At 72.5% G+C, this 14,627-nt stretch carries 13 protein-coding genes; 7 read left to right on the plus strand and 6 right to left on the minus strand.

Annotated elements, in window-relative coordinates; translation table 11 throughout:
• Positions 1 to 27 precede the first annotated feature (27 nt).
• Both ACIG87_RS03090 and ACIG87_RS03095 read left to right on the plus strand, forming a co-directional pair.
• Complete coding sequence (locus ACIG87_RS03090; RefSeq protein ID WP_396847663.1) at positions 28 to 828, plus strand: SDR family NAD(P)-dependent oxidoreductase; 801 nt, start codon at positions 28 to 30, stop codon at positions 826 to 828.
• Between the two features lie 216 nt (positions 829 to 1,044).
• Positions 1,045 to 2,505: an MFS transporter gene (locus ACIG87_RS03095; protein WP_396847665.1), complete on the plus strand. Its 1,461-nt coding sequence runs from the start codon at positions 1,045 to 1,047 to the stop codon at positions 2,503 to 2,505.
• Between the two features lie 524 nt (positions 2,506 to 3,029).
• Here ACIG87_RS03095 and ACIG87_RS03100 read toward each other — a convergent pair.
• Together ACIG87_RS03100 and ACIG87_RS03105 are read right to left on the minus strand one after the other, a co-directional pair.
• Positions 3,030 to 4,568, minus strand: coding sequence for a GMC family oxidoreductase (locus tag ACIG87_RS03100; protein ID WP_396847667.1), 1,539 nt, complete (start codon positions 4,566 to 4,568; stop codon positions 3,030 to 3,032).
• Positions 4,569 to 4,835: 267 nt separating this feature from the next.
• Positions 4,836 to 5,486 carry a TetR-like C-terminal domain-containing protein gene (locus ACIG87_RS03105; RefSeq protein WP_396847669.1) on the minus strand — a complete coding sequence of 217 codons (651 nt, stop codon included), beginning with the start codon at positions 5,484 to 5,486 and terminating at the stop codon, positions 4,836 to 4,838.
• Between the two features lie 96 nt (positions 5,487 to 5,582).
• Between ACIG87_RS03105 and ACIG87_RS03110 the strand changes: the two genes are divergently transcribed.
• From ACIG87_RS03110 to ACIG87_RS03120, 3 genes are all read left to right on the plus strand, one after another.
• On the plus strand, positions 5,583 to 6,929 hold the full coding sequence (locus ACIG87_RS03110) for a carotenoid oxygenase family protein (RefSeq protein ID WP_396847671.1): 1,347 nt from the start codon (positions 5,583 to 5,585) through the stop codon (positions 6,927 to 6,929).
• A gap of 156 nt (positions 6,930 to 7,085) precedes the next feature.
• Entirely contained in the window at positions 7,086 to 7,676 is a 591-nt protein-coding gene (locus tag ACIG87_RS03115) for a hypothetical protein (protein WP_396847672.1), read from the plus strand.
• The gene (locus ACIG87_RS03120) at positions 7,666 to 8,271 is read left to right on the plus strand and encodes a copper resistance protein CopC (protein WP_396847674.1); all 606 of its coding nucleotides are present in this window, start codon (positions 7,666 to 7,668) and stop codon (positions 8,269 to 8,271) included. The genes ACIG87_RS03115 and ACIG87_RS03120 overlap by 11 nt, the downstream gene beginning before the upstream one ends.
• Before the next feature lie 79 nt (positions 8,272 to 8,350).
• Here ACIG87_RS03120 and ACIG87_RS03125 read toward each other — a convergent pair whose 3' ends face one another.
• Positions 8,351 to 9,226 carry an SDR family NAD(P)-dependent oxidoreductase gene (locus ACIG87_RS03125; protein WP_396847676.1) on the minus strand — a complete coding sequence of 292 codons (876 nt, stop codon included), beginning with the start codon at positions 9,224 to 9,226 and terminating at the stop codon, positions 8,351 to 8,353.
• Between the two features lie 25 nt (positions 9,227 to 9,251).
• Positions 9,252 to 9,851 (minus strand): carboxymuconolactone decarboxylase family protein, encoded by a 600-nt coding sequence (locus ACIG87_RS03130; protein WP_396847678.1) that lies wholly within the window; start codon positions 9,849 to 9,851, stop codon positions 9,252 to 9,254.
• Positions 9,852 to 10,174: 323 nt separating this feature from the next.
• Between ACIG87_RS03130 and ACIG87_RS03135 the strand changes: the two genes are divergently transcribed.
• Both ACIG87_RS03135 and ACIG87_RS03140 read left to right on the plus strand, forming a co-directional pair.
• Positions 10,175 to 11,215: a carboxymuconolactone decarboxylase family protein gene (locus tag ACIG87_RS03135; protein WP_396847680.1), complete on the plus strand. Its 1,041-nt coding sequence runs from the start codon at positions 10,175 to 10,177 to the stop codon at positions 11,213 to 11,215.
• 490 nt (positions 11,216 to 11,705) lie between these two features.
• Positions 11,706 to 12,446: a helix-turn-helix transcriptional regulator gene (locus ACIG87_RS03140; protein WP_396847681.1), complete on the plus strand. Its 741-nt coding sequence runs from the start codon at positions 11,706 to 11,708 to the stop codon at positions 12,444 to 12,446.
• Between the two features lie 205 nt (positions 12,447 to 12,651).
• On the opposite strand, the gene ACIG87_RS03145 is transcribed toward ACIG87_RS03140, so the two are convergent.
• Together ACIG87_RS03145 and ACIG87_RS03150 are read right to left on the minus strand one after the other, a co-directional pair.
• The gene (locus ACIG87_RS03145; protein WP_396847683.1) at positions 12,652 to 13,353 is read right to left on the minus strand and encodes a maleylpyruvate isomerase family mycothiol-dependent enzyme; all 702 of its coding nucleotides are present in this window, start codon (positions 13,351 to 13,353) and stop codon (positions 12,652 to 12,654) included.
• On the minus strand, positions 13,350 to 14,441 hold the full coding sequence (locus tag ACIG87_RS03150) for an SDR family NAD(P)-dependent oxidoreductase (protein WP_396847684.1): 1,092 nt from the start codon (positions 14,439 to 14,441) through the stop codon (positions 13,350 to 13,352). Before ACIG87_RS03150 ends, ACIG87_RS03145 begins: the two co-directional genes overlap by 4 nt.
• Positions 14,442 to 14,627: the final 186 nt, after the last annotated feature.

Below are 14,627 nucleotides of genomic sequence, written 5' to 3' on the forward strand. Positions count from 1 at the left end.
GGCCAGCCCATGACGAGGGGATCAGACATGCTGCTGGAGAAGAGGACCGCGATCGTCTACGGCGCCGCGGGCGCGCTGGGCAGCGCGGTGTCGCGCGCCTACGCCCGGGAGGGCGCCACCGTGTACCTGGCCGGTCACCACCTTGACCGGGTCGAGACGCTCGCCAAGGAGATCACCGCCGAGGGCGGCCGGGCGTACGCCCACCAGGTCGACGCGCTCGACCAGGAGGCGGTCGAGGCCCACGCGGCGCTGGTCGCCGAACGGGCCGGGCGCATCGACGTGTCGTTCAACGCCGTCGGCCTGGACCACGTGCAGGGCGTCCCGCTGCGCGAGCTGGGCCTCGACGACTTCCTGATGCCGATGAACACCTTCGTGCGCACCCAGTTCCTCACCGCGTCGGCGGCGGCGCGGCGGATGGTGGCGCAGCACAGCGGGGTCGTCGTCATCCTGTCGACGTCCGCCGCGCGGGCACCCATGCCCTCGGGCGGCTTCGGGGTGGCCTGCGCCGGCATCGAGTCGCTCTCCCGTGAGCTGGCCGGCGAGGTGGGCCCGTTCGGGGTGCGCGTGGTCTGCCTGCGTCCCGACGCGATCCCGGAGAGCGTGCGGCACGGCTCCTACGTCCGCGAGACGTGGCGGCGCGCGGCCGAGGCGAACGGGGCGACGCTGGAGGACATGCTGGCGGCCAAGCCGGGCATGCCGAACCCGTTGCTGGGTCGGGCGGTGACCCTGGCCGACGTGGCCGGCACCGCCGTCTACCTCGCCTCCGACCTGTCCAGCGGCCTCACCGGCTCGATCACCACCGTCGGCTGTGGAGTGCTCGTCGACTGATCGTGCACCGGCCGCCCGACGGACTCCGTCGGGCGGCCGGTGTCCATCTCGACGCCGGGTGCGAAATTGAGCAAGCTCGAAGAGTGCCGCGACCGGGTAGCGTTGGTCGGGACCGCCAGCGGGTGCCGAGGGTGCCGTCACCGAGGGTGCCACTGCCAGTGGTACGCATGGCAGGGGGATAGGTAGCCGGGCCGAGGCTACCTAGTGTTCGTGGTCATGGCGGAGAACCAGAGCACGTCGGAGCAGCTCAGCTCCGCGCAGAAACTTGCCCTATTCGTCCTGCTCGGCGCACAGTTCATGCTGTCGGTCGACTTCTCCATCCTCAACGTGGCGCTGCCCAGGATGGGCGAGGGCGTCGGCCTGTCGCTGGCGGACCTGCCGTGGGTGGCCAGCGCGTACGCGCTGCCCGCCGCCGGCTTCACGCTCCTGTTCGGCCGGGTCGCCGACCTGTTCGGCCGGCGGCGGCTGTTCCTGACCGGCATCGCGCTGCTCACCGTGGCCTCGCTGCTCGGCGGCTTCGCGACCAACCCGGCGATGCTGTTCAGCGCCCGCGTGCTGCAGGGCTTCGCCAACGCGATCGCCATCCCGGCCGCGATGGCGCTGCTGATCACGACCGTCTCCGACGAGCGGGCCCGCGCCCGGGTGCTCGGCCTCAACGGCGCGCTGCTCTCCGGCGGCTTCACCGTCGGTGCCCTGGTCGGCGGCAGCCTGGTCAGCGCCCTGGACTGGCGCTGGGCGTTCTGGATCAACGTGCCGGTGGCGGTCGCCATCCTGGTGCTGACCCCGCTGGTGATCAAGGAGAGCGTCCGGCCCGCCGGCGTCAAGCTCGACGTGCCCGGCGCCGTGACGGTCACCGCCGGCCTGCTCGCCCTGGTCTACGGCGTGAGCATGCAGAGCTGGATCGCCCTCGTCGTCGGCGCGGTGCTCATCGCGGCCTTCTGGTTCGTCGAGCTGAGGGCCAAGGCGCCCCTGGTGTCGCTGACCCTGCTCAACCGGCCGAACATCAAGTGGGGCAACTACGGCGGCATCGTCGCCTTCGTGATGGCCAGCGGCGTCAACTTCGGCCTCACCCTGTACATGCAGGACGTGCTCAAGATGGCGCCGTTCACCACCGGTCTGGTGTTCGGCGTTCCGGGCCTGGTGGCCGTCGTCGCCGGCGTCATCGCGGGCCGCATGATCGGCAGGTACGGCTACCGCAACGTGCTCGCCATCGGCCTGCTGGCGCAGGGCCTGACCACCGTCCCGCTGCTGCTGACCGGCACGTCGACGACGCCGAGCCTGGCGCTGATCGTGCCGTCGCTGTTCCTGATGTACTTCGGGCACGTCACGGCCGTCGTCGCCTACACGGTCACCGCCACCTCCGGCCTGGAGGACTCGCAGCAGGGCCTGGCCACCGGCCTGGCCACCCTGGCCCAGCAGATCGCGGTCACCATCGGCATCCCGATCTTCGGGGCGCTCGTGGCCGCCCGCACGGACGTGCTGGACGGCGTCCACTTCGCCATGCAGGTGCAGATCGTCGTGATCCTGGTCTCCGTGGCACTGATCTGGATCGGCCTGCGGGACCGGGGCGTCCCGGCCGGACCGGCCGCTGAGCGGCAGGAGCCGGTGCCGACCGCCGAGGCGCAGCAGCCCGCCCCGGTGCCGCTGCCGCGCAATGTCAGCGAGAACACCGTCTAGCTAGCCGCAACCGGGTCCTTCCTGACCGTGGTGTACGGAGCGCCGGCCACCCCCTTGGGCGCGCTCCGTACACCACATGCTCGTGCCCCCGGGCCGTCCGCCACCCGGCGGGCGGCCCGGGGCCTGGGGTGGAGCGCGCAGACCTGTCGGCGCCGGCGGCGGGTGACTCGCCGGCACCGACGCCGCTGAGTCGAATCGACATCACGCACCCCCGACGCGCCCCGACAGGCTCCCCCTGCTGGCCCACCCGGACGCCCCGGACCGCCGGCCACGGGCGATGACACGCCCCGACCACGGACCACACGCCCCGACCACGGACCACACGGACCACCACGGGCGACCCGGAGACACGGACGACCAGGAGCGGCTACGTGGCCGGTGACGGCGCGGCCGGCGCGATGACGTCGGCGACTCGACCCACTGTGGGGCGGGCGGCACCGTCGACCGCTGCGCCCCCGGGGGCGGACAGCAGGACGGGCGCCCTGCGGGACTGCGCACCGCGGGACGCCCGTGCCGGTGACCGGTCAGGACTGCCTGAGCCAGTCGGCGAGCCGCTCACCGATCATGATGGAGGTGAGGTTGGTGTTGCAGTTGACGATCGACGGCATGACGGAGGCGTCGCAGACGTACAGGCCCTCGATGCCGTGTACCCGCAGCCGCTCGTCGACCACCGCTCCCTCGTCGCCGGCCACGCCCATCCGGGCCGTGCCGACGGGGTGGTAGCCGCTGTCCAGGCTGAGCCGGACGTAGTGGCGCATCAGCTCGTCGTCGGCGACCATGTCCTCGCCGAGCACCACGAACCGCTGACCCTGGTCGTTGATGCCCGCCGTCTGCATGAACTGCCAGCACTGGCGCACGGCGTCGACGAGGGTCTGGATGTCGCGCTCGGTGTCGAGGAAGTTGAGCACGACGTCCGGCGGCGCGGTGGGGTCGGCCGAGGTGAGGGTGAGCCGTCCCCGCGACTCGGGCCGCTGGTGCACGACCATCACCCCGAAGATCGTCTTTGCGGCGGCCAGCATCTGCAGCTCCGGGAAGAGCGTCAGGTCGAAGTGGTTGATCATGTAGTACTGGAGGTCGTTGAACTCCGTCGACCCCGGCGCGGTGGTCCGCAGGATCGTCTGGAGGAACGCGTCCTGCGGGTCGAAACTGCCCTCCTGCGGCACCATGAACGCGCCGGTGCGCGGGTGGTCGATCAGGTCGGCGCCGACCCCGGGCCGGTCCAGCAGCACGTCGATGCCCAGCCGCCGCAGGTCGCCGGCGGGCCCGATGCCCGAGCGCATGAGGATGGCGGGCGAGTTGACCGCCCCGGCGGCCAGCACGACGGTGCCGGCCTCGATCACCTCGGTGCCGCCGCCGGGCTTGGCGACCTCGACGCCGCGCGCCCGGTTGCCGGTGAACAGCACCCGGTTGACCTGGACCCCGGAGCGGATCTCCAGGTTCTCCCGGCCCCGGGCCTCGCTGAGGTAACCCATCGCGGTGGAGAACCGGTTGTTGCCCTGGCGGTTGGACGGGATCGGGCCGACGCCGGTGGCCTCCGGGTGGTTGTGGTCCTCGACGTCGGGGAAGCCGGCCTTGAGGCAGGCGTCGTGGAACACCTGCTGCACCGGGGCCATCTCGTCCTGGGTGAACCGGTGGATCGGGATCGGACCGCCCTTGCCGTGGTACTCGTCGTCGAAGTCCTGGTCGTCCTCGAGCCGCTTGTAGAACGGCAGCACCTCGTCCCAGGCCCAGGCCGGGTTGCCCAGCTCGGCCCATTCGTCGAAGTTGTTCGGGGTGCCGCGCAGCGCGATGGTGGCGCCGACGGCGGAGGAGCCGCCGGTGACCTTCCCCCGCGGGAAGATGATCCGCCGGCGGTCGGTGATCTCGGCCTTGAAGTGCCAGTCGTGGCGGTCCATCGACATGGCGCTGCCGTCGAGCAGATCGGATGGGGTCTCGGCCACCGTCGCGAAGTCGGGGCCCGCCTCCAGCAGCAGCACCCGGCGGGCGGGATCCTCACTGAGCCGGGCGGCCAGCGCGGCTCCGGCGGAGCCGGATCCGACCACCAGATAATCGATTCCGTGCATCATCGGCGTCCTTCGGTGCGTGGGGGATGGGCGATCCTGTCGGCGTGCCGGACAGGGGTGGATGCGCTTCCATTGCGGACGTGCTCGGGACCCAACCTGAGCATCACACCGAGCGCAGGCCGCCGCTTCTCCGCCGTTGCCGTGCCGCCCGCCGCGCCGCTGTCGTCGCGCTGCCGCTGCCGCTGCCGTTGTCGCCGTGCCGCCCGCCGCGCTGCCGTTGTCGTGCTGTCGTTGCCAGGCCGCTGCCGTCGCGTCGCGGCTGTCGCGTCAGGCGCGGGGCGAGCGCCGGCGCCGGGCGCGGGCCAGCGAGGCGGCTGTCGCCTCGTACCCGTCGCCCGCGCCGACCATCAGCGAGCGCAGCTGCGCCTCGAAGCAGACGTCGGCGTCGTACGGGTCGATCAGGTAGCCGCCGAGCTCGAGGCTCACCAGCCCGTGCAGGGCGATCCACATGTTCTGCGCGGCCAGCAGCGGATCCCCGGCGCGGAACCGGCCCTGCTCGGTGGCGCGGGCCACCGCGTCGACCAGCGGCTGGAGCGTGTACTTGCCGTGCTGCCGGTCGCCGTCGGCCAGGGCGAACCCGCCGAGCGCCCCGCTGCCGAACATGACCTGGTAGAGCTGCGGGTGGTCGAGCGAGTTGGCCCGGTACGCGTACCCGAGGGCCATCACGTCGGCGACGGCGTCGGAGGTGGCCCGCACGGTCGACATGCGCCGGTGCAGGCGGGCGAAGCCTTCGTGCACCATCGCCCGGACCAGGTTGTCCATGCCGCCGAAATGCGTGTAGACGGCCGTGGTCGAGGTGCCCACGGCGGCGGCGAGGCGGCGTGTGGTGAGGCCGGCGGCGCCCTCCTCGGCCAGCAGCCGGGCCGCGGCCTCGAGCAGGGCCGTCGCCAGGTTGGGGTCGATTCGGCGGGGACTCACGTTGACATGGTCTCACGCCCGGCGTACCTTCGATGAAGTAACGCTGTTACGTAACCGCGATACGCAAAAAGATCGCCCCAGCTCGTGGAGGTCCCAGTGAGCGTCGTCGCCCTCGCCCCCAAGACCCTCTCTCGCAACGACAACCGGCGCCCCGTCGCCACCGAGGCGACGGAGCTCGACCTGACTGTCACCGGGCGGCTGCCCGCCGAGCTGGACGGCTGCCTCGTCCGCATCGGGCCGAACCCGATGGGTGGCGACCGGCCCGGCCACGCCCTCGTCGGCGACGGCATGGTGCACGGGGTGCGGCTGCGCGCCGGCCGCGCGCTGTGGTACCGCAACCGGTGGATCCGCACCGACCGCACCACCCGCGCCCTGGGTGAGCTAGCCCTGCCCGGCCCCCGGCACGGGCTGTCCGACAACGCCAACGCCAACGTCATCCGGCACGGCGGGCGCACCCTCGCCCTCGGCGAGGCGGGCGTGCTGCCGGTCGAGCTGGACGACGAACTGGGCTCCGTGGCCCGGATCGACTTCGACGCCACCCTGCCGCACGGCTTCGCCGCCCACGCCGAGTGCGACCCGGTCACCGGTGAGCTGTTCGCCGTGGCCTACTACCACGAGCTGCCGTACGTCGAACACCTCGTGCTCAGCCCCGAGGGGCGGGTACGCCGCAGCGAGCGCATCGAGGTCAGCGGGCCGCCGCTGATGCACTCGCTGGCGCTGACCGACCGGCACTCGGTGCTGTTCGACCTGCCGGTCACCTTCCAGCCGGCGCTGGCCCGGGCGGGCTCCCGCTTCCCGTACGCGTGGTCGCCCGGTCGACCGGCCCGGCTCGGGCTGCTGCCCCGCGAGGGGCGGGGGGCCGACGTGCGCTGGTTCGACGTCGACCCCTGCTACGTCTTCCACCCCGTCAACGCCTACGAGGTCGACGACACCTGCGTGGTGGACGTGGTGCGCCACGACCGGGTCTTCGACCGCGACCTGCACGCCCCGGGGGAGTCCGCGCCGACCCTGTGGCGCTGGACGTTGGACCTGACCCGGGGCACCGTCGCCGCCGAGCAGCTCGACGACATCCCGCAGGAGTTCCCCCGCATCGACGAGCGCCGCAAGACGATGCCGCACCGGTACGCCTACACCGTGGCCATGCAGTCCGGGGCGGGGGTGCTGGGCGGCTCGGCGCTGCTGCGCCACGACCTGCTGCGCCGGGAGGTGGCGGTGCACGACTTCGGGCCGCACCGGGAGGCGGGGGAGGCGGTGTTCGTCCCGCGCGGCCCGCGCTCGGCCGAGGACGACGGGTGGCTGCTGACCTACGTCCACGACGGACGTACCGACCGCAGCGACCTGGTCGTGCTCGACGCCGGTGACTTCACCGGGCCGCCGGTGGCCGTGGTGCACCTGCCCGGCCGGGTGCCCAGCGGATTCCACGCCAACTGGATCGGATCCTGACCGGCATTCCGGGATCGGACAGATCTCCGACAGCATCTGGGCAATTTGAAGGAACCGTGGAACGGGCCGGCCGGTTAGCTTCGCGGCAACCGCTGTCTCGTTTCTCCACGGGCCGTATGGCGGATTCTCCCGCGTTTCCATGGAAGGTGCCAAAAGATGACCCAATCCCTCGCCGCCGCACCGTCTTCGGGGCTGCTCGCGCGGCTCAACGGGGCCTACCACCGGGCCGCCCTCAACGGCTTCCTCATCGTCGTGCTGGCGCACTGGGCCGAGCACCTGGTTCAGGCGTACCAGATCTGGGTCCTCGGCATGCCCCGGCCGAAGGCGCGGGGCGTGCTGGGCCAGTTCTACCCGTGGCTGGTCTCCTCCGAGTGGTTGCACTACGGCTACGCCATCGTGATGTTGGTCTTCCTCTTCGCGCTGCGCCGGGGCTTCGTCGGGCGTGCCCGCACCTGGTGGACCGTGGCGTTGGCCATCCAGTTCTGGCACCACATCGAGCACTTCCTGCTGCTGTGGCAGGTGCAGTCCGGCACCATGTTCTTCGGCCAGAAGGTGCCGACCAGCATCCTCCAGCTCGTGCTGCCGCGGGTGGAACTGCACCTGTTCTACAACTCGGTGGTGTTCGTACCCATGGTGATCGCGATGTACCTGCACCTGCGGCCGAACCGGCGCGAACAGGAGCTGATGACGTGCAGCTGCCTCGGACACCGCGTCGCCGGCCGGTCCCTCGCGCCTCATGCCGCGTGAGCTGAGCCGCCCGCCCGGCGGCCGTCGCCGGGCGGCGGCCGTCGCCGTGGCGGTGGCGGTCGCCGGGCTGCTCGCGTTCACCCCCGGCGCGGCCCGCGCCGACGGTGGCCCGGTCTCCGCCGACCCACCGGCCGGCGCGGCACTCACCGCCGCGCCGGCCGAGGTGACCCTGGGCTTCGGCGCCGGTGTCGACGAGGCACAGTCGCACGTCGCGGTGCTCGACGCCGGGGGCGGGCGGCTCACCGACGCCGAGCCGGTCCTGGTCGGCGCCACCCGGCTGCGGCTGCCGCTGCGCGTCGACGCGGCCGGCGACTACACGGTCGCCTACCACGTCACCTTCGTCGACGGCACGACCAGCACCGGGGCGTACCGGTTCAGTGTGGGCACGGGCATCGCTCCGGCCCCGCTGGACGCCGCCGCGCGCCGGGCCAGCACCGACGTGGTGGTCGACGCGCACGGGCACGGCATCGACGGCTTCAGCGCCTTCCTGCTGTTCGTCGACGGCGTCGTCCTGGTCGTGGTCCTCGCCCTGCTGTGGCTACGCCCTCGGGGCGGGCGGGCGCTGGCCCTGCGCATCGACGAATCCCGGACCTGACGGGCGGCACCACGTGACGGCAGTCCGGACAACGCGCAGCGGCGCCGACGAGATCCGTCGGCGCCGCTCGTGCGGGCGGTCAGGGGGTGGGGAAGAACGCGCGGACGAACTTCTCCCAGCCGCGCTCACCGATGAGCGCCCGCATCTTCGGCAGCAGGCGCGGCGGCATGCCGAGCCGGTAGCGGATGCGCGGGTTCGGGGTGGAGACCGCCGTCTCGAGGACCTTCGCGACGTTCTCGGCACGGACGGCGATCTTGCCGCGCAGCGGCGGGTTGTCGCTGAGCCGGTACGCCTGGTGCCAGTCGACGAAGTGCTCCCAGAAGTCCCGGTACAACGCGGGGTTCTCGTGCGAGTCCATGCCCAGGTCGGCGACGCTGTCGGGGACGAACCCGCCGAGGATGGGCGCCGGCTGGAGCACCACCACCTTGATGCCGAAGGGGGCGACCTCCAGGCGCAGGGAGTCGCTGATGGCCTCCAGCGCGTGCTTGGTGGCCTGGTAGTAGCCCCGGCCCGGGGTGGCGAACATGCCGAAGATCGACGACATCATGATCACCCGGCCGCCGCCCTGCTCCCGCATGCCCGGCAGGACCATCTGGGTGAGCCGGCACAGCCCGAAGACGTTCGTCTCGAACTGGGCGCGGACCTCGTCCATCGGGGTCTCCCCGATGGTGCCGTTGAGGCTGTACGCGGCATTGTTGATCAGCGTGCCGACCGCCCCGTGCTCGTCGGTGATCCGCTTGACCGCCGCGGCCATCGACTCCTCGTCGTTGACGTCGAGGTGGAGCACCGTGATGCCCTCGTCGGCCAGATCGGCCAGGGCCTCCACGTTGCGTCCGGTGGCGTAGACCGGCCAGCCGGCCCGGTGCAGCCGCAGCGCGGTGGCCTTGCCGCTGCCCGAGGACATGCCGGTGCCCGACGAGGCACCCGTGAGCAGGATGGCGCGTGACTGGGTCATGATGGCGTCCCTTCCCGGCCGGAGGTCACTCGTCGCCCAGCCGCGCGATGCGGCTGCGATCGACCGACGAACCCAGCCCGGTGGCGTCGACCAGGCGGTTGATGAACGCGAACAGGCAGGCGCAGAAGACCGCCTCCAGCATCTCGGCGTCGCTCCAGCCGGCCGCGGCGGCCTTCTCCCAGTCCGCGTCGGTGATCTTGTACGCGCCGGTGCTCACCTTCGTCACCAGCCGCATGAGCGGCATGGTGCGCTCGTCGACAGGCAGCTCCTCGACGCTGTCGGCGTCCGACACCGCCTCCAGCAGCTCGTCGCTGCCGCCGAACTGGCTCAGGAACCAGCTGTGCGTCCCGACGCAGTACGGGCAGCCGTTCAGCTTGGACGTCCAGGCCGAGATCAGCTCCTTGAGGTGCCGGGGCAGGGTGTCTCCGCCGAAGATGCCGCCGTAGCCGGCGAGCACCACCGCGAGCAGCCGCGGATTGGTGGAGGTGAGCCGGAACATGTCGGGCACGAATGGCAACCCGGTGACCGCCCTGATTTCTTCGTAGAGTTCGGCGGTGCGGCCCTGAGCCTGATCCTCGTCAATCAGCGGGACTCTGATTCCCGGCTGTCTCGTCGTCGTTTCCATGAGCCATCTCCTCGTTGCTCGGGCGATCCCGGGCCAGGTGGGCGACGTTGCGTTCCACGACGAAGTAGGGCCGCTGTCGGCGCTGGCCGCAGCAATCTCCGACGGGGCTGCGGGGCAACACGGAAACGCTGGCGACGGCGGTCGGGCAGCGATTCCGCTGGCCCATGATGGCACGTCGTCGCAGCTCCGGTGCTCTCCCAGATTGCCTAGTGCGGGAACTCCCGCGGTTGAACCGACGGCGCGGTTGAACCGTACTGCCTACTGGCTGAAGGCACTTTTCGCCGATAACCTGTTTCAATTCACAGAGATGGATGAGGTACGTGATGCCGGCAAGTGTTCTGCGACCGGTGCTGGGCGCGCTCGGGTTGACGCAGATTCGATACGTCGACCCGGTGCGTCGCGGGCGGGCCAGCGGCCTGGTGGCCGAGGTGTACAGGCAGTTGGAAAGGGACTTCGGTGTGCTGGCCCCACCGGTGGCCCTGCACGCCCCGGCTCCCGAGGTGCTGGCCGCCGCGTGGGTGCTGCTGCGGGAGACGCTGATCGTCCCCGGTGCCGCCCCCCGCGCGGCCAAGGAGGCGGTGGCCACCGCGGTCTCGCTGGGCAACGCCTGCCCGTACTGCGCGACCATCCACAACAACGCGCTCGGCCTGCTCGCCGGCGGCGGCTCCGCCCGGCCCGACGCCGGCGCGGCGGCGCTGGAGGAGGTCGTCAACTGGGCGATGCCGACCGATGGGGGCCCGCCGCAGCCGCCGCCTTTCCCCGCCGCCCAGACCCCGGAGCTGGCCGGGGTGGCGGTGCTGCTGCACTACCTCAACCGGATGGTCAACGTGTTCCTGCGCGACGTGCCGCTGCCGCCAGGTGTGCCGGAGGTGGCGTTGCCCGTCGTGCTGCGGGTGCTCGGCTGGGCCATGATGAGCGCCGCACGACGCCCGCACGGGCCCGGTCTCTCGCTGGACCTGCTGCCGGCCGCGCCGCTGCCGGCGGACCTGTCCTGGGCGGCCGGCAACCCGACGGTCGCCCAGGCGTTCGGCCGGGCCTGTGCCGCGATCGACGAGGCCGGCCGCCGCTCGGTCCCCGAGGCGGTCCGGGACCTGGTGCAGGTCAACCTGGTCGGTTGGCGCGGCGGTCCGCGGGGGATCAGCCGGGCCTGGGTGGAGGGGTTGGTCGAGGGGCTGCCCGAACGGCAGCGGCCGGTCGCCCGGTTCGCCCTGTTGGTCGCCTTCGCCTCCTATCAGGTGGACTCGGCGGTCGTGCGCGACTGCCGGGCCGCCGGCGCGGACGCCCCGACGTTGGTCGAGGTCTCCGCCTGGTCGGCGATGACCGCGGCCCGGTGGCTGGGTGCCCAGCTCCCGGCCGGGGGGTGATCGCTCCGGACAGGACTGGCATCGCCGAACAATTCGGATAATCGCTGCGCCTGTCAGAATAGATCGCCTGGCCGGGGGCGGGAACAGTCGAAGTCTCCGTATTGATTTATCTCCATGCGTGGTATCGTCCTACTTCATCCGGACCACATAGGAGCACTCACAGTAAGCGCGGTCCGATATGTTCCGGTCCGCTCTTACGCCACCCGACAAACCCGGCGTGCGGTATTTCGCGACAATTTAAGCCGGGTGGTCGAACACCTGTTCCGCCGCGGTGCGACGACGACGTCGTGGCCACCCTGGGCAGGGCCAGATCGCCGGTCGCCGGGATCCCGGCGACCGGCGACCCCAGCGCACGGGCGTGCCGTGCTTGGTGCGGTCGGAGTGTCCCCAACGTGTTAACCGAATGGAGTGATTGGCCGTGCACAACGCCGTCGAAAGAGCCATCTCGATCATGTGGGATCGCTACCACGAACCCCTGTCACTTAATGCGATGGCCGATTCTGCCTTTCTCAGTCGCTTTTACTTCTCTCGGCTGTTCCGGTCGAAGACGGGCACTTCGCCGGGGCGCTTCCTGACCGCCATCCGGCTCTACAAGGCCAAGAACCTGCTGCTCGAGACCGACATGAGCGTCACCGACATCGCCTACGCCGTCGGCTACAACAGCCTGGGCACCTTCATCAGCCGGTTCACCCGCAGCGTGGGCATCTCGCCGGCCCGCTACCGCTGGCTTGCCGAGAACGGCATCCCGCAGCTGTCCCGCACCCGCACGGCCGGCCCGCGCCGTCGGGCCACCATCACCGGGCGACTCGTCCTGCCCCCGGTCGACGTGCCGGTCAAGGTGTACGTGGGCATCTTCGACAGCCCCATCGTGCAGGGGTTGCCGGCCTCCTGCGACATCCTGGAGGCCTCGGGCGTGTACGTGCTGCGCGACGTGCCGGAGGGGCAGTGGTACCTGCGGGCCGCGGCGATCGCGCTCGGTGACATCGCGGCCCGCCCGTCCATGCGTCGCCCCCTCGCGGTCGGCTCCCACGACGCGCTCACCGTGGCCGGCAGCGACAACCTCACCGTCGACCTGGAACTGCACCACACCGGGGTGTTCGACCTGCCCATCCTGATCGCGCTGCCCGAGCTGGACAGCAACGACCCCGCCAGCCGCACCAGGCGCGGCTTCACCCGCACCGACCGGCGTACCGCCCGGCCGTCCCGGGTGCTGCACCGGGCCAAGTCGTGACCGCCGCCTCCGGGTGGTGGCGACCCCGGAGGTCGGACCCCGGCCCGGCGGCACGACGGGGCCGCGGACCGGGCGGTGGCACCGCCATCGGGGAATGAGGGCGCGGGTCGAACGGGACCCGGCCACGCGCCCAGGAACACCCCGCACGGAAGGCGACCGGCCGGTGGCGCCCGGGCCACCGGCCGGCCGCCGACAGCGGTGCGGCTCAGCGTACGGAGGTGGCGACCGGTGACTCCGGCACCCGGAACGGCCCCCAGGTGAACGCCGGCAACCAGCGCCCCGGGTCGGCGCTCCACCGCAGCGACCGGATCTGCGCCGCGCTGCGGCGACCGGCCAGCGACAGGTACACCTCGTGCCACGGACCGGCCACGGTCACCGCCGGCTCGCCCGTACCCGCCACGGCCCGCCCGTGCTCGGTCTGCACCGCCAGCGGCGGCAGGCCATGGCCGTCGAGCGCGGCGGACAATCCCCGCAGCAGGACGCCGAGGGCCACCGGCAGCGCCGGGTGGTCGACCGGCGGCGCGACGCCCAGCGCCTGACGCAGGTCCAGCTCGTGGGTGAACGCGTCCATCACGAGGATGTGCCCGTCCATCGAGTCCGGGCCGGCGAGGAACTCCTCCACCGGCCCGCTCAGCCGCCCCCACTCGGCGAGCAGCTCCGGCAGCCCAGCGTCGGGCGTCGCGTCGGGGACGGAACCGGTGACCCGGCCGTGCACCCGCGCGCAGACCTCCACCAGGTGCGCGACGAGCCGGTCGACAGTCCAGTCCGGGCAGTGCGCCACCGGCAGCGCGCCGGCACCGGGCGGCCCCTCGGCAAGCAGCTCCGCCGTGGCCCGCCGGACCTGACGGTAGGCCGCGTCGGCGGGAGCCCGGGACGGGCGGGACGGCTGCGGTTCGACGATGGTCACGGTCGTGCCTCCTCGCGCGGCGACGCCACGGCGTCGACGGAACCCGACGCGGGCGCGGCGGGAACGACAGGTGCGCCGGCCTCGCCGGCCTGGCCGGCGGTGAGCCGCCCCGTACGGTGCAGCCAGCCCACGGTGTCGACGAGCGTCTCACCGATCGGCCGGGGCGCCGGCCCCGCCGAGCGCGCCACGTCCTGCGGTCGGGCGTCGGCGGCGCAGACGTAGCAGGCCCCGTACTCGGCCGGGATGTGCCACGGCCACACCCGCTGTGCCAGGTCGGTGGCGTAGGCGAAGGGCAGCATCGCCCGGGCCGGCAGGAACAGCGTGGGCAGCCGGCGGCCGGTCGCCCCGCGAACGGCCCGCAGGTAGTCGCGGGTGCTCAGGTAGCGGCCCGGACCGAGGTGCCGCCCGCCGTCCCCGGCCGGCGCGGTGGCCAGCTCCGCGAGCAGCGCGGCCGTGTCCCGGACGTCGCCGACCGGGAAGCCGCCGGTGGGCCACACCGGCATCAGGCCGCGCAGCACGTTGCGCAGCCGGGCGTTCTGGTCGCCGAGCTTCGGGTCGTCCGGGCCCAGCAGGGCGGGCGGGTAGGCGATCACCACCGGGTCGCCCTGCGCCTGGTGACCCCGGGCGACCCGCTCCGCGGCGGCCTTGCTCGCCAGGTACGTCTCCCGGGCCATGGTCGGCGGCGACTGCGGGCCCACCGTCCCGGCCGCCGACGGCTCCAGCGCGCCGAACGTCGACACGTGCACCGAGCGCCCCACCCCGAGCCGGCGGGCCGCCGCGAGCACCACCTCGGTGCCGCGCGCGTTGGTCCGCCGGGTCGCCCCGTGCCACCGGCTGTCGAACGAGTAGACCGAGGCGGCGTGCACCAGCGCGTCGACGCCGCCGACGGCCCGGGCCACCGCCGTCTCGTCCACCACGTCGCCGGCGCAGACCTGCACCGCGTCGCCGGGCACCGACAGCGGGGACAGGGCCGGGGCGACCCGGTCCGGATCCCGGGCCAGCACCCGCACCCGGTGCCCGGCCGCGGCGAGCGCCGCCACCGTGTGCGCGCCGACGAAGCCCGTACCACCCGTCACGAGCACCAACATCGCGAGCTCCTCTCCGCCCGCGACCGGCGCGGGGACGCGCGGCGCGACGCTGCTGCCGGGCCTGGCGGGCGGCTCGATCGTGTCCCGCCCACCGGCGGTGGGCTACTCCCAACGTGCCGTTGTCCGGCCACTCCGTCGCAGGTCAGAGGGCAATCGGGAAGTGGCTGCGGGCGTCGGGCGGCCGGG

This window comes from Micromonospora sp. NPDC051925 (assembly GCF_044548625.1).
In the GTDB taxonomy this organism is placed as follows: domain Bacteria; phylum Actinomycetota; class Actinomycetes; order Mycobacteriales; family Micromonosporaceae; genus Micromonospora.